Origin of the sequence: Ureibacillus sp. FSL K6-0165 (assembly GCF_038004285.1) — a bacterium.
Lineage (GTDB): Bacteria > Bacillota > Bacilli > Bacillales_A > Planococcaceae > Ureibacillus > Ureibacillus thermosphaericus.
Window position 1 is genome coordinate 1,241,499 of sequence record NZ_JBBOQS010000001.1, and the last position, 20,566, is coordinate 1,262,064.

21 protein-coding genes and 1 riboswitch are annotated in these 20,566 nt (G+C 36.1%); of the genes, 15 read left to right on the top strand and 6 right to left on the bottom strand.

Annotation, left to right across the window (positions count from 1 at the left end):
- Nucleotides 1-31: 31 nt before the first annotated feature.
- A riboswitch (FMN riboswitch) is annotated at nucleotides 32-166 on the top strand.
- 224 nt (nucleotides 167-390) lie between these two features.
- Genes ribE through ribH form a run of 3 tightly spaced genes read left to right on the top strand, consistent with a single transcriptional unit; the run spans nucleotide 391 to nucleotide 2,749 of the window.
- Nucleotides 391-1,035 (top strand): riboflavin synthase, encoded by a 645-nt coding sequence (gene ribE / locus NST00_RS06075; RefSeq protein WP_340709753.1) that lies wholly within the window; start codon nucleotides 391-393, stop codon nucleotides 1,033-1,035.
- 14 nt (nucleotides 1,036-1,049) lie between these two features.
- Nucleotides 1,050-2,237 (top strand): bifunctional 3,4-dihydroxy-2-butanone-4-phosphate synthase/GTP cyclohydrolase II, encoded by a 1,188-nt coding sequence (locus tag NST00_RS06080; protein ID WP_340709754.1) that lies wholly within the window; start codon nucleotides 1,050-1,052, stop codon nucleotides 2,235-2,237.
- Nucleotides 2,238-2,281: 44 nt separating this feature from the next.
- A complete protein-coding gene (gene ribH / locus NST00_RS06085) occupies nucleotides 2,282-2,749 on the top strand; it encodes a 6,7-dimethyl-8-ribityllumazine synthase (RefSeq protein WP_026019034.1) in 468 nt (155 codons plus the stop codon).
- Nucleotides 2,750-3,154: 405 nt separating this feature from the next.
- Here the strand turns inward: ribH and NST00_RS06090 are convergent, their stop codons facing one another.
- Nucleotides 3,155-3,949, bottom strand: a complete 795-nt coding sequence (locus NST00_RS06090) for a polysaccharide deacetylase family protein (RefSeq protein WP_445329558.1) — start codon at nucleotides 3,947-3,949, stop codon at nucleotides 3,155-3,157.
- A gap of 135 nt (nucleotides 3,950-4,084) precedes the next feature.
- Between NST00_RS06090 and recX the strand changes: the two genes are divergently transcribed.
- From recX to NST00_RS06105, 3 genes are read left to right on the top strand one after another with little or no spacing between them, the layout of a single operon-like run.
- Nucleotides 4,085-4,888: a recombination regulator RecX gene (recX, locus tag NST00_RS06095; RefSeq protein ID WP_340709755.1), complete on the top strand. Its 804-nt coding sequence runs from the start codon at nucleotides 4,085-4,087 to the stop codon at nucleotides 4,886-4,888.
- The gene (locus NST00_RS06100) at nucleotides 4,885-5,211 is read left to right on the top strand and encodes a YfhH family protein (RefSeq protein ID WP_168412752.1); all 327 of its coding nucleotides are present in this window, start codon (nucleotides 4,885-4,887) and stop codon (nucleotides 5,209-5,211) included. The genes recX and NST00_RS06100 overlap by 4 nt, the downstream gene beginning before the upstream one ends.
- Nucleotide 5,212: 1 nt before the next feature.
- Nucleotides 5,213-5,473, top strand: coding sequence for a YfhJ family protein (locus tag NST00_RS06105; protein ID WP_016837867.1), 261 nt, complete (start codon nucleotides 5,213-5,215; stop codon nucleotides 5,471-5,473).
- 135 nt (nucleotides 5,474-5,608) lie between these two features.
- Here NST00_RS06105 and NST00_RS06110 read toward each other — a convergent pair whose 3' ends face one another.
- On the bottom strand, nucleotides 5,609-6,595 hold the full coding sequence (locus NST00_RS06110; protein WP_016837866.1) for a metal-dependent hydrolase: 987 nt from the start codon (nucleotides 6,593-6,595) through the stop codon (nucleotides 5,609-5,611).
- 117 nt (nucleotides 6,596-6,712) lie between these two features.
- Here NST00_RS06110 and mutY point away from each other — a divergent pair, with 117 nt between their 5' ends.
- The 9 genes from mutY (at nucleotide 6,713) to NST00_RS06155 (ending at nucleotide 16,686) form a co-directional block, all read left to right on the top strand.
- Nucleotides 6,713-7,792 carry an A/G-specific adenine glycosylase gene (mutY, locus tag NST00_RS06115; RefSeq protein ID WP_168412753.1) on the top strand — a complete coding sequence of 360 codons (1,080 nt, stop codon included), beginning with the start codon at nucleotides 6,713-6,715 and terminating at the stop codon, nucleotides 7,790-7,792.
- Nucleotides 7,793-7,838: 46 nt separating this feature from the next.
- Nucleotides 7,839-7,979: a hypothetical protein gene (locus NST00_RS06120; protein ID WP_016837864.1), complete on the top strand. Its 141-nt coding sequence runs from the start codon at nucleotides 7,839-7,841 to the stop codon at nucleotides 7,977-7,979.
- Nucleotides 7,980-8,216: 237 nt separating this feature from the next.
- Nucleotides 8,217-8,765 carry a nucleoside tri-diphosphate phosphatase gene (gene ntdP, locus NST00_RS06125; RefSeq protein WP_016837863.1) on the top strand — a complete coding sequence of 183 codons (549 nt, stop codon included), beginning with the start codon at nucleotides 8,217-8,219 and terminating at the stop codon, nucleotides 8,763-8,765.
- Between the two features lie 130 nt (nucleotides 8,766-8,895).
- The gene (locus NST00_RS06130; RefSeq protein WP_339287963.1) at nucleotides 8,896-10,641 is read left to right on the top strand and encodes an ABC transporter ATP-binding protein; all 1,746 of its coding nucleotides are present in this window, start codon (nucleotides 8,896-8,898) and stop codon (nucleotides 10,639-10,641) included.
- Between the two features lie 455 nt (nucleotides 10,642-11,096).
- Entirely contained in the window at nucleotides 11,097-12,110 is a 1,014-nt protein-coding gene (locus NST00_RS06135) for an ABC transporter ATP-binding protein (RefSeq protein ID WP_016837861.1), read from the top strand.
- Nucleotides 12,085-13,062, top strand: a complete 978-nt coding sequence (locus NST00_RS06140) for an ABC transporter ATP-binding protein (RefSeq protein WP_016837860.1) — start codon at nucleotides 12,085-12,087, stop codon at nucleotides 13,060-13,062. Before NST00_RS06135 ends, NST00_RS06140 begins: the two co-directional genes overlap by 26 nt.
- Nucleotides 13,063-13,096: 34 nt before the next feature.
- Nucleotides 13,097-14,692 (top strand): ABC transporter substrate-binding protein, encoded by a 1,596-nt coding sequence (locus tag NST00_RS06145; RefSeq protein ID WP_016837859.1) that lies wholly within the window; start codon nucleotides 13,097-13,099, stop codon nucleotides 14,690-14,692.
- A gap of 71 nt (nucleotides 14,693-14,763) precedes the next feature.
- On the top strand, nucleotides 14,764-15,768 hold the full coding sequence (locus tag NST00_RS06150; protein ID WP_340709756.1) for an ABC transporter permease: 1,005 nt from the start codon (nucleotides 14,764-14,766) through the stop codon (nucleotides 15,766-15,768).
- Between the two features lie 15 nt (nucleotides 15,769-15,783).
- Nucleotides 15,784-16,686 carry an ABC transporter permease gene (locus NST00_RS06155; protein ID WP_016837857.1) on the top strand — a complete coding sequence of 301 codons (903 nt, stop codon included), beginning with the start codon at nucleotides 15,784-15,786 and terminating at the stop codon, nucleotides 16,684-16,686.
- Nucleotides 16,687-16,774: 88 nt separating this feature from the next.
- On the opposite strand, the gene cysK is transcribed toward NST00_RS06155, so the two are convergent.
- From cysK to NST00_RS06175, 4 genes are all read right to left on the bottom strand, one after another.
- The gene (cysK, locus tag NST00_RS06160; protein ID WP_016837856.1) at nucleotides 16,775-17,698 is read right to left on the bottom strand and encodes a cysteine synthase A; all 924 of its coding nucleotides are present in this window, start codon (nucleotides 17,696-17,698) and stop codon (nucleotides 16,775-16,777) included.
- A 144-nt stretch (nucleotides 17,699-17,842) separates the two neighbouring features.
- Nucleotides 17,843-18,853, bottom strand: coding sequence for an aliphatic sulfonate ABC transporter substrate-binding protein (locus tag NST00_RS06165; protein WP_168412755.1), 1,011 nt, complete (start codon nucleotides 18,851-18,853; stop codon nucleotides 17,843-17,845).
- Nucleotides 18,854-18,867: 14 nt separating this feature from the next.
- A complete protein-coding gene (locus tag NST00_RS06170) occupies nucleotides 18,868-19,620 on the bottom strand; it encodes an ABC transporter permease (RefSeq protein WP_016837854.1) in 753 nt (250 codons plus the stop codon).
- Nucleotides 19,586-20,434, bottom strand: coding sequence for an ABC transporter ATP-binding protein (locus tag NST00_RS06175; protein ID WP_016837853.1), 849 nt, complete (start codon nucleotides 20,432-20,434; stop codon nucleotides 19,586-19,588). Before NST00_RS06175 ends, NST00_RS06170 begins: the two co-directional genes overlap by 35 nt.
- Nucleotides 20,435-20,566: the final 132 nt, after the last annotated feature.

Sequence of the window (20,566 nt, forward strand, 5' to 3'; positions counted from 1 at the left end):
AGTGTTATTGTTATAGATAATTAAATATTTTTATATCCTTCGGGGTCGGGTGAAATTCCCAATCGGCGGTGATGAAGCAATGCTTCTAAGCCCGCGAGCTCTTTTGGAGCAGGATTTGGTGAGAATCCAAAGCCGACAGTGAAAGTCTGGATGGGAGAAGGATGGTTTGTAAAAAATACCCATTAATCGTTAGTTAATGGGCTAGTTTAGTATACCCTTTTTTACATTCTATCTCCCGCATATAAGCGGGAGTTTTTATTTAGGTATACGTGAAAAATTTGCCTGTACACAGGCTTTTTTGTCATGCCTAAAAATACATCATTCTCCCAACCCCGTTAAGTTTTCGCTTAATGGGGTTTTTGCTTTTATTAAAAAATGAGGGGGATTTACATGTTTACTGGCTTAATTGAAGACAAAGGAATTGTCACTGCTATTCAAAAAGACGAAAAAAGTATGAAAATCGTTATTCATTCTCCAAAAATTGTGTCAGATGCGTCTTTAGGAGACAGTATTGCTGTCAATGGCGTTTGTCTAACAGTTACTCATTTAACAAAAGATGAAATGACGGTAGATGTCATGCCGGAAACTGTAAAAGCCACAACGATTCATCAGTTAAAAAAAGGAGACTATGTCAATTTAGAAAGGGCAATGGCAGCTGGTGGACGTTTTGGTGGTCATATTGTGTCGGGTCATGTGGATGGAGTAGGAACGATTCGCAGCAAAAAGCCGGTATCCAATGCAGTGTATTACGAAATTGAGATGCCGAAAGAACTGTTAGAACAATGTATTCCTAAAGGATCCATTACGATTGACGGGACAAGTTTGACGATTTTTGGAGTTAGTGATACAAGCGTCACAATTTCTCTCATTCCTCATACGTATTCAGAAACGATTTTAGGAATGAAAGGGATTGGCGATCAAGTGAATATTGAGACGGATATGTTGGGAAAATACGTGTTACATCATTTAAAGAAAATCAATCAAAAAGAAGAATCAAAAATTACGTTAGAATTTTTAACTCAAAATGGATTTTAAGGATGGTGGTTTTAATGTTGAACACGATCGAGGAAGCAATTGAAGATTTGAAAAAGGGGAAAACCATCATCGTTGTGGATGATGAAAATCGGGAAAACGAAGGGGATTTAGTGGCTTTAGCAGAGCATGCAACACCAGAGACCATCAATTTTATGGCGACATACGGCCGAGGTTTAATTTGTACGCCCATCATAGAAGAATTGGCACAAAAATTGGATTTACATGCAATGGTTGCAAATAATACAGACAATCATCAAACAGCATTTACCGTTAGTATCGACCATATTAGCACGACAACAGGCATTAGTGCATATGAGCGTTCAACAACGATTTTAAAAATGATAGATGATGATGCGAAAAAAGAAGATTTTCGCAGACCAGGACATGTTTTTCCGCTTATCGCCAAGAAAAATGGAGTATTGGAAAGACAAGGGCATACAGAGGCTGCAGTTGATCTAGCTAGGATTGCAGGATCATTTCCTGCGGGTGTGATTTGCGAAATTATGGGGGATGACGGAAAAATGTCTCGCCTCGATGATTTATTGAAATTCGCAAAAGTACATGATTTAAAAATTATTTCAATTGAGGAATTAGTTCGTTATCGTTTCCGAAATGAAGTGGTTGTAAGTCGTGCAGCATCAGTAAATATGCCGACAACATTCGGAAATTTTCGAATGATTGGTTATGAAAATGATGTTGATGGATTGGAACATGTGGCATTAGTAAAAGGGGATATCCATGAAGGAGAAACACCGCTTGTACGAATTCATTCAGCTTGTTTAACGGGAGATGTTTTTCATTCAAAACGTTGCGATTGTGGTCCACAGTTAGAAAAGTCATTAGAGATGATAGAGAAGGAAGGAAAAGGCGTTCTATTATATATGCAACAAGAAGGACGCGGCATCGGATTAATTAATAAGCTCAAAGCATATGCATTACAGGAACAAGGTTTTGATACGGTTGAAGCCAATCTGAAACTTGGGTTTCCAGCAGAGTTGAGAGATTATGCATTAAGTGCACAAATGTTAAAAGACTTAGGCATTACAAAAATTCGATTAATGACGAACAATCCAGAAAAAATTGAAGGTATCGAGAAATATGGCATCCAAGTTGTGGAACGTGTGCCAATTAAAATCGAACCGAATAATGCTAATGCTTTTTATTTAAAAACAAAAAGAGAAAAAATGCATCATTTTATTTAAACAAAGATATTGTATTTACATTTTAGAAGAGGGAGTAGTTGGAAATGGGAAAAATATTTGAAGCAAATTTAGTTGGAACAGGGCTGAAAATTGGCATTGTAGTAGGAAGATTTAACGAATTTATTACAAGTAAATTGCTAGATGGCGCAATGGACGGATTGAAGCGCCATGGAGTGGATGAAGAAAATATTGATGTGGCATGGGTACCGGGTGCTTTTGAAATACCGTTTATTGCAAAACAAATGGCTGAAACTGGCGAGTATGATGCGGTAATCGGTTTAGGAACGGTTATTCGTGGTTCTACAACTCATTACGATTATGTATGTAATGAAGCAGCAAAAGGCATTGCACAAGTTTCTCTGCAAACAAATGTGCCAGTCATTTTCGGAATTGTTACAACGGAAAATATTGAACAAGCGATTGAACGCGCTGGAACAAAAGCTGGAAATAAAGGTTATGATGCAGCTGTTTCTGCGATTGAAATGGCGAATTTGAAAAAGATGTTTAAATAATAGATGAAAAGCTGTTTGGAGAGGAAAACTTTCTAGGCAGCTTTTTTATTAGGTAGATTTTATAAGTTGAAGGATTTTATTGCTAAAGTTGAGGGTATTTGCACAAGTGGAAGAGTTATCTGCAAGAGAAGGGGTTGTATACGCATTAGCGGTGGAGGTAACTGCATAAGCGAGGTTTATTTACACAAGCAAGAGTTGTATCCGCACAAGAAGGGAATCTAAGTGCACGAGTACTATGTTTATCCGCACAAGTAGAAGAGTTATCCACACAAACAGGGGAGCTTAGTGCACAAGTGTGATGTTTATCTGCTCATGCAGAAGTTGTATCCGCACAAGTAAAGAAATTATCTGCACAAGCAAGCATTGTAAAAGGAACCCATTTTAAAATGGGTTCCACAAATTATATTAAGAAGCTTTCCCCCATAAATAATCATCAACTAAATGATCAAATACAAGATCGTCCAAAGTTCCAAAAGTATAACCCTGTTTTTTCGCTTCTTTTATAAAATCCGGCAATGCATCAGCATTATGTTCAGCAACCGTATGCATTAATATGATAGCTCCGGGATGCAGCTGACTGATTAACTCGTTGTATGCGTAATCTGCACCTTTCTTTTGATCGGTATCCCAATCTCTGAAAGCAATGGACCAAAAGATGTGAGTATAGTCATTTTTATTGCCTACTTCTAACAATTCAGTACTAAAAATTCCTTCAGGTGGTCGGACATAATAAGTACGATTAATACCCGTAATCTCTTTTAATTTCTTATCAAAATTTTGCCATTCTCTTAGCATTCCTTCGCGAGATAATCTAGCCATGTTCGGATGCTTATCTGAATGGTTCCCGATAGTATGCCCATCTTTAACCATTCTCTTCACTAAATCCGATGCACTTGTTAAATAATGTCCCGTTAAGAAAAAGGTTGCTTTCACATCTTCTTTCTTTAATGTATCGAGTATTTTTTCCGTATAACCTGCTTCAAATCCGTTATCGAAAGTTAAATAAATTACTTTTTTCTCTGGATTTCCTCTATAAAACGCACCGTAGTTTTTTAATAATCCTTCAAACTCTGCACCAACATCTGGGGGATTTCCATTTTTCGATTTTGTAAAACCCCAATGGTATTCTTTTGCGAATGCTTGAGGTGCTGGGATACTAAATAACAAAACAATGGCCAGGGCAATATTGATCCATTTCAACTTGCTACCTCCTCTCCTTTTTGCCTTAGATTGTGCAAAAAGAAAGTGTTTATGCGACTTATATCGAATGGCAAATATCCCAAATCATATGAACGTTTCGGGATTTTGTGTATACTAAAAACGAGGAGTGTTTCAATGCAAGTAATTACAAAAATCACCCGTCAAAAAAATAATAAAGAGCGCTACAATATATATTTAAATGAAGAATTTGCCTTTTCAGTAGATGAATCCACTTTAATTAAGTTTGGCTTAACAAAAGGGAAATTACTCGATTCATTTGAAATTGATGAAATTGCATATGAGGATGAAATTGCGAAAGCCTTTAATCGAGCATTATCATATTTAAGCTATCAAATGCGAAGTGAATATGAGGTGAAAAAAAAGTTACTTGATGCGGGCTTTGGCGAATCAGTTGTACTCGAAGCAATTCGGAAACTTGAAAAATTAGGTTTCCTCAATGATGAAACGTATTCAAAAGCATTGCTTGAAACAAGAAAAAAAACTGCAAAAAAAGGTCCAATGGCTATAAAGCAAGACTTAATAAAAAAAGGAATTGATAAAAAAACGCTCGAAAAAACATTAAAAACATTTACATATGAAGAACAAATGCAATTAGCGATGCAGTTAGCTGAAAAAACAGTGAAGATGAATAGCAATAAAACACCTACCCAAATAAAGCAAAAAATACAGGACGTATTAATTCGAAAAGGATATTCTTTTGAAATTGTGAATGAAATACTTGACCAAATTCAATTAGAGCGAGAAGATGATGAATGGTACGAATTAATTACCTTACAAGGTGAAAAAATTTGGAATAAATATGTTCGGAAATATGAAGACAAGCAACTTGAATTAAAAGTAAAACAAGCCCTGTATCAAAAAGGATTTCCATTAGAGATAATCGAGCGATTTATCGATGAAAAGAGGGAGAAGGAATGAAAAAAACTTATGCTCAAATGACTCCAGAAGAATTGAGACAGGAAATAGCAAACCTTAAGGAAAAAGCAAGAAAAGCAGAACAATTAGGAATCGTCAATGAGTTTGCGGTTTACGAAAGAAAAGCGCTTATGGCTCAAGCGTATTTAATGGATCCGTCACTTATTAAGCCTGGTGAGATTTACAGAATTGATGGTGCTCCTGGGGAATATTTCAAAGTAGAATATTTAAAAGGACGCTTTGCATGGGGTTTCCGATTAAACGGTGAAAATTTTGAAGAAGCGTTACCTATTTCCATGCTCTCACCATTGAAAGCGGGGGAATAATATGGACGCATACACACTTATGGATAAATTGACGAAAGAATTATTAGAAAAAAATCCGTTTTTATCTGAAAACAAAGCTCGTACTTGGATTGAATTATTATGGTCTGATTTTGAAGCAACATATGCAAAAGCTGGTTATGTCTATCGTGGGGCAGAATATACAGAAAGAATTATTCGCCAATGGATTGAAAGTTATGGCGATAAAATTCATGAATTTGCAGGACGTAACCCGAAATATGCACATTTATTGGAAGAACAGTAATGAAAAGGGGTGTCTTGAAAGTCGAAAGCTTTCTAGACACCCTCAAATCATGATTTTTATAAATATTAGTCGAAGCAAGTTTCTTTGTCGCAGGTGAGCCGTCTCATAATGATTTTTCAAAAGACCACTTCAATTTCAATCACTTGCACCAATCTGCAATTTTCGTTGTAGTTTGTCTTCACTGTAAATCCAACCGGTATAAGAAGTAATAATGTTTAAATCTTCATCCAAATGAGCTACCGCAACAAAAGGGTAATGTTCATTACTTCGATATCTTAAATCGACTAATCGAACTTCTGTAAGACCATTTTCTAGTTCAGAAATGTCCCAATGATAAATTGGCGAGAACGATAAAAAAGCAGATAAATTTGGATCATTCAATGCTTTTTCCACCAATGGCGTTTGTGGTAGAGGACGAATTTTAAATTTATCGTATATATTAATCGTTCTTCCAAATGCTCGTCCTACATAGTAATGCGTTTCAGATTTTGCAGCAACCCGCCAAGTGAAAAAACGCATCGTTGGGGCAACAATGATGATTTTTGCATCTGGAATCGTTTTACGAACGGCATTTTTTACCGATTGTTGAAGTAAAAATCTTAAAATATAATAACCGATGATGATGAAATACATAATGGAGAAGATTATTACCGGGTTTGAACCTAAAGCCCATAAAATTATTCCAATACAGTGGATACCAAAAATATATGGATCAAAGGTATTGATGACACCTAGGGCGACCCACTTTCTTGAAAAGGGGCGTAAAGCTTGAGTTCCGTAAGCATTAAATATATCGACAAATACATGCAAAAAGACGGCAAGAAATGTCCATAGCCAAAGATGTAGTACATTGGCGTCTTGGAAAATGAGTGATACAATTGCGGTAATTCCAATAGGCCAAAGAATGACTGCAGGAGTGGAGTGGGTAATGCCACGATGATGTCTTATATAAACCGCATTATTGCGAAGTTTCAACACAGTATCTACATCGGGTGCTTGGGAACCAACAATCGTCCCAGTTAAAACGGCTGCAAATGTAACGCTATGATTTGCAACAACTGGATCCATTAAAGATAAGCCTCCGAGCGCAATGCCCATGACAAGATGTGTACCTGTATCCATCCAAATCAACTCCTTATAATCGGAGGACTACGCTTTTTAAAAATAAATGCAAAATTTATATAACTATATTATACCCTTTTAAATAAAATTAAAATCGAAAACTGGTAGGAGGTACTAGTGAAATATCCATATTCGCAACAATTTCGACAAAGTCTTGTCGAATGGTTTCACCGTGAAAAAAGAGACTTACCTTGGAGACGTACGAAAGATCCATATAAAATTTGGGTATCAGAAGTGATGCTTCAACAAACAAGAGTTGATACGGTTATTCCTTATTATCATCGTTTTATAGAGAAATATCCTTCGATTGAAGCTTTAGCATATGCCGATGAAGAAGAATTATTAAAAATGTGGGAAGGCTTAGGATATTATTCAAGAGCACGTAATTTACAAAGCGGCGTTAAAGAAGTTGTAGAAAAATACGGGGGTATTGTTCCGAACAATCGCCATGATTTACAACAATTAAAAGGTATAGGTTCCTATACTGCTGGAGCGATATTAAGCATTGCGTATAATCTTCCAGAACACGCAGTCGACGGAAATGTCATGCGTGTGTTGAGCCGAGTTTTACATATAACAGAAGATATTGCCCTTCCAAAAACTCGCAAAACATTTGAAAAAGCTGTCGAACAACTTATTCATCCTGAATACCCAGGCGATTTTAATCAAGCATTAATGGATTTGGGAGCGATGATTTGTACTCCGACTTCACCAAAATGTTTACTTTGTCCTGTTAGAGAATATTGTGTCAGTTTTATGGAAGGTGACGCAGACCAGTTGCCAATAAAGTCGAAGAAAACAAAAGTAAAAAACGAATATTACTATGTTTACATCGCAGTGAATGATGGGAAAGTCTTATTTGAAAGACGACATAGTGATGGCTTGCTTGCAAATATGTGGCAATTTCCGATGATTTTTGTGGAAAAATCACCTGAAGAAACAGGGAAATCTTTTGAAAAAACATACAATGTTAAAATTACAAAAGTATTGGAAGAAGATTTTTTTGAACAAAAACATGTATTTTCACATCTCATTTGGAATTTACGATGTCATTTAGTAGAAGTAAAAGAAATTGGACCATTAGGAGACATGGTTCAGTTCGTAACATTAAAAGAAATTGAGGAATTACCACTTCCTGTGCCAATGATAAAAATTAAGAATTTTCTGAAACAATATATTTTTAAACCTTTGGAATAATAACCTGTTCATCTGTCCACAATATCTAGCGTGGAGGTGAACATTCATGGCAAAAAATCGCAACAAAAATAACCAAGAGGAGTTTGCTCAAGAACAAGATTTTCAACAAACTCGTCAAGATCAACAAAATAAACAACAACAAAATCAACAAAACCAACAAAACAACAACCGCAATAACAACAAATAAGGTATTATTCAATGAGTGAATAAATTTCACTTCCAGGTATAGACGTCTGTCTATACCTTATTTTTGTATTTGTAGCTTATTGTCACACAGCTTTTATGTAATTTTATGACATTTTAAATAGAAAAAAAGGAAATTTCTAAATATAATAAATAAAGAATGTGTAATTTTCTACAAGTTTTTATAAACATTGATATAATAAACGTGAGTATATAGAGAAAGAGTAAAGGTGGGGCTAAAATGACGGTACCGAAAGAAGGAGAAACCATACAAATACATAGTTATAAACATAATGGAAGCATCCACCGAGTTTGGCATGAAACGATGGTTTTAAAAGGAACGAAAAATATTATTATTGGAGCGAATGACAGAACGCTCGTAACGGAAGCGGATGGTCGAACTTGGCTTACAAGGGAACCTTCCATATGTTATTTTCATGCAGAACATTGGTTTAATATTATTTGCATGTTGCGTGAAGATGGAGTTTATTATTACTGCAACATGAGTTCTCCTTTCGTATTTGACAATAACGCAATTAAATACATTGATTATGACTTGGATATAAAAGTATTTCCAGATAAATCTTACACATTATTAGACGAAGATGAATATGAACAACATAAAAATGAAATGGGATATCCAGAAGTAATTGATAAAATTTTAAAGCGAAATGTAACGAAATTGTTGAGCTGGGTAAAGCAAAAAAAAGGGCCTTTTGCCCAAGACTTTATTGAAGTTTGGACAAACCGTTATTTATTTTATAAAGACATGCGGTCTAACGATAAATAACGAACAATGGCGTCTCACATGAAGAGACGTCTTTTTATTGTGGTAAAATATAAACGTTATATTTATGAAATATCAATTAGTAAAATTTGAACTCAACTAACTTTGGGTGGCATTAAGGATGTGACGATATTTGGATAGTATTAGAAGATATATGCAATTTGTAAAACCCTATTATTGGGAAATCATTTTAACCCTCATTATAGGAGTTATTAAGTTTGCTATTCCTTTATTTATTCCGTTTTTAACTAAAATTGTAATCGATGATATTATATTAAATACGGAATTAACGAATGCCGAGCGTATTGAGCAATTGGTTTATTGGCTAGGTGGAGCGATTATTATTTTCTTTATTATTCGTCCACCTGTTGAATATTACCGACAATATTTTGCCCAACACGTCAGCAATAAAGTGTTGTTTGATATTCGAAAAAAACTGTTTGTACATTTGCAAAAATTAAGCTTGAAATATTATTCCAATCATCGTGCAGGAGATATTATATCCCGTGTAATCAATGATGTCGAATCAACGAAAAACTTCGTGATGATTGGTCTTATGAACTTGTGGCTTGATATGACGACGATTCTTATTGTAATAGGAATCATGTTAACAATGAATTGGAAGTTAACAATTGTTTCTATTATTTCTCTTCCTTTATTTGCAATTAGCGTAAAATATTTTTTTGGAAGACTAAGGGCATTAACAAGAATACGTTCGCAAGCGTTAGCAAATGTACAAAGCTATTTACATGAAAGAGTAAGCGGCATCAGCATCATAAAAAGTTTTGCTCTTGAGGAACATGAGCAAAAGATTTTTGATAAAGAAAATGGAGAGTTTTTAGAAAAATCGTTGGATCATACAAGATGGAATGCAAAATCTTTTGCGGTTGTTAACACTATAACGGATATTGCGCCATTATTAGTGATTGGTTTTGCATCATATTTAATCATTAATGGACAACTTTCTGTCGGAGAAATGGCAGCCTTCATGGGTTATATCGAACGGTTGTATGCACCGCTAAGAAGATTGGTGAACTCATCGACAACGCTTACTCAATCCATTGCTTCCATGGACCGAATGTTTAGTTTGATGGATGAAGAATATGATGTTCAAAATAAATCGAATGCATTGCCTTTACCACCTGTATCGGGGAAAGTAGAGTTTAAAAATGTTGAATTTAAGTATGAAGAAGAAGGAAACCCAGTCTTGAAAAATGTAAACTTTACAATTCAACCAGGAGAAACAGCAGCGTTTGTAGGAATGAGCGGTGGAGGAAAATCGACGATTGTTAGCCTCATTCCACGCTTTTATGATGTAACGGGTGGTTCGGTAAAAATTGACGATCGAGATGTGCGGGATGTAGATATTAAATCATTGCGCTCGCAAATTGGGATTGTATTGCAAGACAATATTTTATTCAGCGATTCAGTGAAACAAAATATTTTAATGGGAAAACCAGATGCAACTGATGAAGAAGTCGTTGCTGCAGCAAAAGCAGCAAACGCTCATGATTTTATTATGTCCTTGCCAAATGGCTATGACACAAAAGTGGGAGAACGAGGTGTGAAGCTTTCTGGAGGTCAAAAACAACGCATCGCGATTGCAAGGGTGTTCTTAAAAAATCCTCCGATATTAGTGTTAGATGAAGCAACTTCCGCTTTGGATTTAGAAAGTGAAGCGTTAATTCAGGAATCTTTGGAACGTTTGGCAAGTGATAGAACGACAATCATTATTGCCCACCGTCTTTCAACAATTACCCATGCAGATAAAATATTTGTTATCGATCATGGTGAACTAATTGAAGAAGGAACTCATGAGTCGTTAATGTCGAAAAAGGGAGTTTACCATGATTTATTCCAAATACAACATTTAGAATAATTGATTTTGCACTCAACCAATTGAGGTTGGGTGTTTTTTTATGTTGAAAATAATGTTATGCTCTAAAAATATTTAATTTCTTCATCACCTTATATAGATAAAAAAACAAAATAAAACTTTTGTCGGATTGAATAAATTGAATAATTCTAAATTTTCTGTAATAAAAACAAATATTGCTAGGTTAGATATAAAAGTATAAAATGTTTAGTAAAATGGAAAAATTTTTAGTTTAGGGAATTTTTTTTCTTATCTGGAATTTGTTAAAATTAAATCATTATATTATGATATTCTATTTTTTTACTAGTAGTATTTTTGATTTAAGGTAGAAGGATGATTAACTAAGCCATTCATTCAAGCGAATTTTTTTGCAATATTATTTCAGAAAATTCTAATTAAAAAGTAAAATGAGTCAATTTTTCAACACGAAGCTACAAAAAAACAAATGGGGTGAATACATGGAAAGAAAAGTGTTGTTAGAGGTAAAAGGATTAGAAACGACGTTTTTTACTAACGACGGAAAAATTCCTGCAGTAGATCATATAGATTTTAAAGTTTATGAGGGAGAGATATTAGGAATTGTTGGAGAATCTGGTTGCGGGAAAAGTGTTACCTCGTTATCCATAATGGGACTAGTTCCAAACCCTCCAGGAAAAATTACATCAGGTGAAATATTACTTGAAGGCAAAGACTTAACGAAGCTTTCTGAAAAAGAAATGAGAAAGATTCGTGGAAAAGATATTGCCATGATATTTCAAGAACCAATGACGTCTCTAAATCCTCTCTATACAATTGGTAACCAATTGATTGAGGCTATTCGAATACATAATAAGTGGGATAAAAAGAAGGCTGCCAATCATGCCATTGAAATGATGAAACTTGTTGGGCTTCGTCGAGCAGAAGAATTGATGAAAGAATATCCCCATCAATTATCAGGGGGGATGAGACAACGTGTAATGATCGCGATGGCTTTGGCATGTAATCCGAAACTAGTTATTGCTGATGAACCGACAACCGCTTTGGATGTAACAATCCAAGCGCAAATTATGAAACTAATGCAAGACTTGAATAAAAAATTCAATTCAGCTGTTCTACTCATTACCCACGATTTAGGGGTAGTGGCGGAAATATGTGAACGAGTAATTGTTATGTATAGTGGACAAATTGTGGAAGAAGCACCAGTGATGGAAATATTTAAAAATCCGAGCCATCCATATACAAGAGGATTAATTCAATCAGTTCCAGATATGCGAGAGAAAAAAGAAACGCTCTATTCTATTCCTGGTGCAGTGCCGAAACCTGGGTCAATAAAAGTAGGATGTCGATTTGCACCAAGATGTGAATTTGCGAGAGAACGTTGCTTTAATGAAAATCCTCCAATATATGATGTTTCAGCCAATCATAAGGCAAGATGTTTCTTATTGGAAAAAGGGGAGGGGACAGTTTATGACAAACGTGCTGTTGAAAGTTGAACAATTAAAAAAACATTTTCCCAAGAAAAAAAAGGGATTTTCAAAAACAACTGATGTAGTGAAAGCGGTTGATGGTGTTTCGTTTGAAGTATATGAAGGTGAGACACTGGGCATTGTGGGGGAATCGGGCTGTGGAAAGTCCACAACAGGAAGAATGATTATGCGGCTTTTGGAGCCGACGGATGGAAAAATCTATTTTAATGGCATTGAACTAACATCTCTCTCAAAAAGTGAGATGCGGAAAGCAAGAAGAGATTTACAAATGGTGTTCCAAGACCCTTATGCTTCATTAAATCCAAGACATACTGTTGAACAAATATTAGAAGAACCGTTAATTGTTCATGGTATTGGAAATAAAAGTGTTCGAAAAGAAATGGTAAAAGAATTTCTCCAAATCGTTGGTTTAAATTCGTACCATGCAAAAAGATATCCCCACCAATTTAGCGGTGGGCAAAGACAGCGAATTGGTATTGCAAGAGCTCTAATGACAAATCCAAAACTCATCATTGCTGATGAACCAGTGTCAGCATTAGACGTTTCGATACAGGCTCAAGTTCTAAATCTAATGAAGCGCTTACAAGAAGATTTGAAACTAACATATATATTTATTGCACATGATTTAGGTGTTGTACGACACATTAGTGATCGTGTAGGGGTCATGTATTTAGGAAGATTAGTAGAATTAGCAGAATGCGAATCTCTTTACGAGGAACCGTTACATCCATATACAAAAGTGTTGCTTTCTTCAGTTCCAATACCGGACCCTACTTATCAAAAGGAACAAATCTTGATTCAAGGAGATGTTGCAGAATCTCTACCAAAGAATGGTTGTTTATTCCAACAAAGATGTCCATTTGCAACAGAAGCATGTAAGACAATAGTTCCAGAATTAAAAGAAGTTAAACCTGGTCATTCTGTTGCGTGTCATCTTTATGATGAACCGCAGCAATGACATAAATTTAAGATTTGAAATTAGGAGGGGTTTTATGTTAAAAAAACTTTGGTCAGTAGGACTGCTTCTACTGATATTCGTTTTGGCTGCTTGTAGCGGTAATGATAAAGCGAATGAACCAGCTGAAACGGACGGAGACAAAAAATCAAATGTACCGCAAGTATTAGTATTTGGACGCGGTGGAGATTCAGTATCTCTAGACCCAGCGATTGTTACAGATGGTGAATCAGCAAAAGTAACAATCAACATATATGAAACATTAGTAAATTTCGGTGAGCAAGATACAACGATTCACCCAGGACTTGCTGAGAGCTGGGAAGTAAGTGAAGATGGTTTAACGTATACGTTTAAACTACGTGAAGGTGTCAAGTTCCATGATGGTACAGATTTCAATGCTGAAGCGGTAGTGAAAAACTTCGAACGCTGGAAAGCTGGAGCTTCAGAAAAATTCTATTACTATCACTCCATGTTTAAAGCTGATGGAGAAGATATTATTAGTGAAGTAATTGCTGATGGCGATTATACGGTTATCTTTAAATTATCAAGACCACAAGCACCATTCTTGAAAAACTTAGCGATGTTCCCATTCGGTATTGCTTCACCTACAGCTTTAGATCAATATGGTGAAAGCTTTGGAGATAATCCAGTTGGTACTGGACCATTTAAGTTTGTTGAATGGAAACGAAATGATTCTATTACACTTGAAAAATTTGAAGATTACTGGCAAGAAGGTTTACCAAAGTTAGACAAAGTTATTTTCCGCTCTATTCCTGATAACTCAGCGCGCTTAAATGCATTAGTTGCTGGGGAAATCGATTTAGCAGACGGAATTAATCCATCAGATGCACAATCAGTTGAAGCAAACGCGAATTTACAACTAATTGAACGACCATCTATGAATATTGGTTATTTAGGTTTAACTAACACTCGTCCACCATTTGATAATAAACTAGTGCGTCAAGCAGTGAACCATGCAATTGATAAACAAGCGATTGTAGACGCATTCTATTTGGGAAGAGCTGAAGTGGCAGTAAACCCAATGCCACCATCTATTAGCGGTTATAATGATGCGATAAAAGATTATGAATATGATCCAGAAAAAGCAAAAGCTCTTCTTGCTGAAGCTGGATATGATGGTACACCAATTGAACTTTGGGCGATGCCTGTACCACGTCCATATATGCCAGATGGAAGAAAAATTGCTGAAGCTATTCAGAAAAACTTACAAGACGTTGGAATTCCATCTGAAATTAAAACAGCAGAATGGGCAACATATTTAGATATGGCGAAAAATGGTGAATTCGATGCATTCTTATTAGGTTGGACTGGTGACAATGGGGATGCAGATAACTTCATTTATACATTACTAGATAAAGATACAATCGGAAGCAATAACTATGCGTACTATGCGAACGAAGAAGTTCACAACTTACTAATCCAAGCTCAATCTGAAGTAGACGAAGAAAAGAGAAATGAGCTATATAAGAAAGCTCAAGAGATTATAAAAGAAGACGCTCCTTGGGTACCATTAGCTCACTCTATACCACTTCTTGCTGCTAAGAAAGGTGTAACGAACTACAAACCACATCCAACGGGTTCAGAAGTATTATCGAATGTAGAAATTCAGTAATTTCATGCAAGGCACTCATGCAAGTTGTATGAGTGCCAAGCATTTATACCATTTGTAGAGGGGTGAAGAATATGCTTCACTACATAGGGCGTAGATTTTTGCAACTAATCCCTGTGCTTCTTGGAATGACTTTTATTGTATTTTTAATTATTCGTGCAATTCCTGGGGATCCAGCCCAAATGATTTTAGGACAACAAGCAACAAAAGAATCTGTGGAAGCATTAAGAGAAAATTTAGGACTAAATAATCCGTGGTATATTCAATATTTTGATTACTTAAAAGGGTTGCTTACAGGAGACTTAGGGGTATCTATCCGAACAAATCAACCAATATCTACTGAAATTTGGCCATATCTTGCCGCAACCTTTGAATTAGCGTTTTTTGCGATGTTTATTGCAGTTGTAATCGGAATGAATGCTGGTATTATATCGGCTTGGTTCCAAAATACTTGGTTTGATTATTTAGCAATGGTAATTGCTTTAATTGGCGTATCGGTGCCAGTGTTTTGGCTTGGTTTGTTAGAACAATGGTTGTTCAGCATTAATTTAGGATGGTTTCCTACTTCTGGACGTGAGGAAGTACGAGATCCAATTATGGCCATAACGCATTTTTATTTAATCGATACATTAATTCATGGTAGATATGATCAATTTGGAACAGTCGTAAAACACCTAATTTTGCCTGGAATGGCTCTTGCAACTATCCCGATGGCGATTATTGCCAGAATGACTCGTTCATCTATGCTTGAAGTAATGCGATCTGATTACATTCGCACAGCTCGTGCAAAAGGACAAAAAATGTTTATTGTCGTGTATAAACATGCTTTAAAAAATGCAATTATTCCAATTTTAACGGTAATTGGTTTACAAACTGGATTGCTGTTAGGTGGAGCTATTTTAACAGAAACAATTTTTAGTTGGCCAGGAATTGGTCGCTACATATATGAAGCAATTGGATTTAGGGATTATCCGGTGATTCAATCTGGCATTTTAGTTGTGGCATTTCTCTTCGTCATTATCAACTTTATTGTCGATATTTTATATTCATTCATTGACAAGCGAATTAAGTACAACTAGAAGGAGGGGGAGACTATGGCAGAAACAGCAACAAAAGACATGAATGTGCAAGTAGTGGAAGATAAAGTGACGTCTCCTTGGAAAGAAGCGTTACGCACTTTTCTAAGAAGTAAATCGGCTGTAGCGGGAACAGTCATTGTATTGTTTTTCATCCTTGTTGCACTTTTTGCTCCAATTATTGCTCCTGAAGGGATTAACGAGCAAAAGTTAGGAGATCCAAGCACTCATTTAGTACCTCCTTCAAGTGAATTTTGGTTTGGAACAGATGAATTTGGAAGAGATATTTTTTCTCGTGTTGTATGGGGGGCACAAATTTCTTTAACAGTCGGCTTTGGTGCGGTTGTATTGTCTGCTGTTCTTGGTAGTTTTTTAGGAATCATTGCAGGCTATTATGGTCGATGGGTTGATACGATCATTTCAAGGTTCTTTGATATTTTACTAGCCTTTCCAAGTATATTATTGGCTATTGCAATTGTTTCAATTTTAGGTAGTTCCTTACAAAATGCTCTCATTGCGATTGCTATCGTAAACGTGCCGAATTTTGGAAGGTTAATTCGTTCAAAAGTATTAAGTGTTAAAGAAGAAGAATATATAACAGCAGCAAAGGCAATTGGAATGAAAGATTCCAGAATATTATTAAGACACATATTGCCAAACTCTTTTGCACCAGTCATCGTTCAAGGTACATTAGCAATTGCGACTGCTATCATTGAAGCGGCAGCTCTCAGCTTCTTAGGGTTAGGAGCGGAACCGCCACAACCAGAATGGGGTAAAATGTTAGCGGATGCGCGCATTTATTTAATGAATGCACCTTGGACAATGATTTTCCCTGGACTTGCAATTATGTTAACTGTTCTTGGATTTAACTTAATGGGGGACGGATTAAGAGATGCGCTTGATCCAAAAATGAAAAACTAAAGTCTTTCCAATTTGATAAATAAGAGCTTGCTGGAATTTTTGTCATTCTAGCAAGCTCTTTTTAGCATTATTGACTTTGGATCTTTATTTATACTTCAAATAAATCTGTCGATAAGTATCGTTCTCCAGTATCAGGTGCAAGGCACAGCACATTTGCTTGTTTAGGAAGGTCTTTCGCAAATTGAATTGCAAAATAGGCAGAAGCTGCGCCAGATGCACCGACTAAAATTCCTTCTTCACTAGCTAGACGTCTTGCTGTCTCTTGGGCAGCTCCATCTTCTATATGAAGAATTTTATCATAAATGTTTGTATTTAAAATTTTAGGGATGAATCCTGGTCCTGTGCCTGGGATTTTGTGTGGCCCTGGGCTTCCACCAGCGAGTACTGGAGATCCAGCTGGTTCAACAACGTAAATTTTCAAGTTTGGCAAAGCTTTCTTCAATTCTTCTCCTGTACCTGTAATAGTGCCGCCAGTACCTGCTGTTAAAACAAAAGCATCTAGTTGATTTCCGAAAGCATTTAATATTTCAACCGCTGTTGTATTTCGATGAGCATCCGAATTGGCTTCGTTCTCGAATTGGAGTGGAATGAAGTGATCTGGAATGTTTGCTGCAATTCGATATGCTTCATCAATGGCACCTTGCATTCTCAAATGACTTGGAGTTAAGTACACTTCTGCTCCATATGCCCGCATTAATTGAATGCGTTCTTTCGTTGCATTATCAGGCATCGTAATAATACAACGATAACCTCTAACTGCACAAACCATTGCAAGCCCGATTCCTGTATTTCCTGACGTTGGTTCAATGACGGTACTTTTCCCAGGGATTAATTTTCCTTCTTTTTCTGCACGTACAATCATATTATAGGCAGCGCGGTCTTTTACGCTCCCACCAGGGTTAAAAGATTCCAATTTTATATAAACGTTTGCTCCTTCAGGAGAAGGTAGTTTATTTAATTTCACAATGGGCGTGTTGCCAATAAGTTCTACGATCGAATTATATCTTTTCATAATGGACGTCCTTTCAAAGAGTGTTACTAAAAATTAACAGTACTTTCATTAAACGAAGACGGGCAACTTCTCCAAGTTGCTCATACCCATAGGATAAGGACAAGACTTGGTTAAGTGCCCGCATTTTACAATAAAATTTTGTTATTATTGTTCATTTAATACTTCATTTAAATAAGAAAGGTTTACAAGTCCTTCGATGTTGTCAGAATTAATGTATCCGGCTTCTTTTGAAATTACTGCCATTTCTTTAATGACATCTTCATTTACATCTGTTGTCGCTTTTAATCGAGCAAATGCTTTCGTTACTTCATCAGATGAAAGCTCTTTACCTGTAATTTCTTTAATATGATCTAAGAATAGTTGAATCGCTTCATCTGGATTTTCATTAATAAATTGAATCGCTTGAATATGCGCTTTTAAATATTTTTTTGTAAGTTCTGGGTTAGCTTCTGTAAATTTTGTTTGTGCTACTACAACAGTGTTTGTTGATTCACTGCCCCAAGCAAATTCATTTTCATCTAATAATAATTTAGCACCTGCAGTTGTTTCGATATTTACTCCCCAAGGTTCTTGAGTTGCAGCACCATCTAATTCTCCTTTTAATATTAATGCTGCTGTATCAGCTGGTGCTTGTTTAACTGTAATGACATCTTTCACATTTACCCCAGCGTCAATTAGAGATTTTCTTAAACCAACATCTTGCGTACTACCGAATGTTGGGATAGCGATTTTTTTACCAACTAAATCTTGCACAGAGTTTATATTTGAATCGCCAGCAACAACTAAAACCGCTCCACCGTTAACTGCACCTGAAATAATTTCGTGTTTTGGATTTTTAATAAATGTGTTTAAAGCTGGAGTAGGTCCTACTGTACCGATATCAATGGCGTTAGTTGACATAGCTTCCATGAAGGAAGAACCATCACTAAAAGTATTTGTAGAAATCTTTACATCGCCAAATTGTTCTTCAAAATATCCTTTTTTCAATGCCACAATTGTTGCGATATGTGTCATATTTGGGAAATAGCCGATACGAATTTCAGTTGCTTCAGAACTACCTCCAGATTCTCCACTATTTTCTGAACCGCTGTTTCCACATGCAGCGAGTACAAATACGATAAGTGATAAAATCGCTAAGTATAAAATCTTTTTCATTTTTACATCTCCTTTTAAGTTGATGAAATGCCCCATTTACGGAATACAAATTTTTCGAGGCGAACGAAGACAATATTGTCTATTAGAGAGCCAATGATTCCGATGATGATCATGATGCTGAAAATTAAATCCATCGCTTGAATAGAGCGGCCTAAGTCAAGCAATGTTCCAAGACCGCCACCACCGCCGCCAAGTAATTCTCCAGCAAGAACTGCTCGCCAAGCAAGAGCCCAAGCAATGCGAAGTCCTGCAATTAGCTGCGGGATGGAAGCTTTAAAAATAACAGTTCGGAATAAATGCCAGCCAGAAGATCCCATCGTTTGTGCTACACGTATCAATAGGGGATTTACTCCTTTAAATGCAGCGCTCGATGTAATGGTCACAGAGATGGCGGCACCTAATATGACAATAAATAGAACAGATCCTACCCCTAGTCCGAACCATAAAATGGCTAGCGGCAACCAAACGATATTTGGAATCGCCTGTAAGCTTGTTACAAAAAATCCAAGCGTATCATCTACAACTTTATATTTATAAATTAATAATCCTAGTAGCAGCCCAATTACGACAGCAATAATAAATCCGATAATCAGCCTTAGTAGGGAAGCACCTGTAGCTTCTAGCAATTGACCAGAGGCAATTCCACTAATGAAAGTTTTAAATACAGTTACTCCCCCAGGTTCATTTGGAAAAAGTAGGGGTGGCCACATAAATGCAGGAAATAGTTGGAGTTTAGATATCGCTTCCCAAATTATTATGAGGATCAATATGAAGGCGATCCTTCTTAAGTGCGTAATCACTGCCTAATTCCTCCTTCAGCACTTTTTCCATCTCTTGCTCAAGCTCAGATAAAATGCGAGTTTCTAAATAATTTAAAATGCTGTCGGATGAATTGCGTGGACGTGCTGCCTGCACTGAAAATATATTTTTTATTCCACCTGGCCGTGTTTTCATTAATACAATTCGATCTGAAAGAACGACAGCTTCACGAATGTTGTGGGTAACAAAAATAACTGTTTTACCCGTTTCTCTCCATAAGGTCTCCAGTTCTTGATGAAGTACCATTCGCGTTTGTTCATCTAATGCAGCGAAAGGTTCATCCATTAATAATATTTCTGGGTCCATTACTAAAGCTCGAGCAATAGCAACTCGCTGCTTCATCCCTCCAGATAATTCATGAGGGCTTCTGTCAGCAAACTTGCCAAGGTGCACTTTTTGAATCCAATTCATTGCCCGCATCTTTGCTTCTTCTTTTGGCACTTTTTTTATAAGCAATCCATACATGACATTTTCTAAAACAGTCATCCAAGGAAATAAGCCGGATTCTTGAAAAACAACAATACGATCATTTCCAGGCCCTGTAATCGGTGAGCCATTAATTAGCACTTGTCCAGAAGTTTCTTTTTCAAGTCCAGCAATGATATTTAATAATGTAGATTTCCCACATCCAGAAGGTCCAAGTAAGGAGATGAATTCACCACGTTTTATTGATAGTGAAACATCTTCTAATGCAACTGTCTCGGAATGATTTTTCTTAGAAAACGTTTTGTATACGTTCTGTAATACAATATGTTCGGTCATTTTCATTCACCTAATTTCTTATAAAACAAACTAAATTAATGGGTTTTGTTGTTAAAAGAAATTTTAATCATTAATAAAAATAATTTCTGTCACTTTTGTTACAAAATTAAAAGATTTTAGTATAATCAAAGT

Excerpts from the sequence above, each read along its gene's own strand:
- NST00_RS06155 (WP_016837857.1), top strand. The coding sequence starts at position 15,784 with ATGGCAGAAACAGCAACAAAAGACATGAATGTGCAAGTAGTGGAAGAT.
- NST00_RS06135 (WP_016837861.1), top strand. The coding sequence starts at position 11,097 with ATGGAAAGAAAAGTGTTGTTAGAGGTAAAAGGATTAGAAACGACGTTT.
- NST00_RS06140 (WP_016837860.1), top strand. The coding sequence starts at position 12,085 with ATGACAAACGTGCTGTTGAAAGTTGAACAATTAAAAAAACATTTTCCC.
- ntdP (WP_016837863.1), top strand. The coding sequence starts at position 8,217 with ATGACGGTACCGAAAGAAGGAGAAACCATACAAATACATAGTTATAAA.
- NST00_RS06080 (WP_340709754.1), top strand. The coding sequence starts at position 1,050 with ATGTTGAACACGATCGAGGAAGCAATTGAAGATTTGAAAAAGGGGAAA.
- NST00_RS06150 (WP_340709756.1), top strand. The coding sequence starts at position 14,764 with ATGCTTCACTACATAGGGCGTAGATTTTTGCAACTAATCCCTGTGCTT.
- NST00_RS06175 (WP_016837853.1), bottom strand. The coding sequence starts at position 20,434 with ATGACCGAACATATTGTATTACAGAACGTATACAAAACGTTTTCTAAG.
- NST00_RS06120 (WP_016837864.1), top strand. The coding sequence starts at position 7,839 with ATGGCAAAAAATCGCAACAAAAATAACCAAGAGGAGTTTGCTCAAGAA.
- NST00_RS06110 (WP_016837866.1), bottom strand. The coding sequence starts at position 6,595 with ATGGATACAGGTACACATCTTGTCATGGGCATTGCGCTCGGAGGCTTA.
- NST00_RS06145 (WP_016837859.1), top strand. The coding sequence starts at position 13,097 with ATGTTAAAAAAACTTTGGTCAGTAGGACTGCTTCTACTGATATTCGTT.
- NST00_RS06100 (WP_168412752.1), top strand. The coding sequence starts at position 4,885 with ATGAAAAAAACTTATGCTCAAATGACTCCAGAAGAATTGAGACAGGAA.
- ribE (WP_340709753.1), top strand. The coding sequence starts at position 391 with ATGTTTACTGGCTTAATTGAAGACAAAGGAATTGTCACTGCTATTCAA.
- cysK (WP_016837856.1), bottom strand. The coding sequence starts at position 17,698 with ATGAAAAGATATAATTCGATCGTAGAACTTATTGGCAACACGCCCATT.
- recX (WP_340709755.1), top strand. The coding sequence starts at position 4,085 with ATGCAAGTAATTACAAAAATCACCCGTCAAAAAAATAATAAAGAGCGC.
- NST00_RS06165 (WP_168412755.1), bottom strand. The coding sequence starts at position 18,853 with ATGAAAAAGATTTTATACTTAGCGATTTTATCACTTATCGTATTTGTA.
- ribH (WP_026019034.1), top strand. The coding sequence starts at position 2,282 with ATGGGAAAAATATTTGAAGCAAATTTAGTTGGAACAGGGCTGAAAATT.
- NST00_RS06105 (WP_016837867.1), top strand. The coding sequence starts at position 5,213 with ATGGACGCATACACACTTATGGATAAATTGACGAAAGAATTATTAGAA.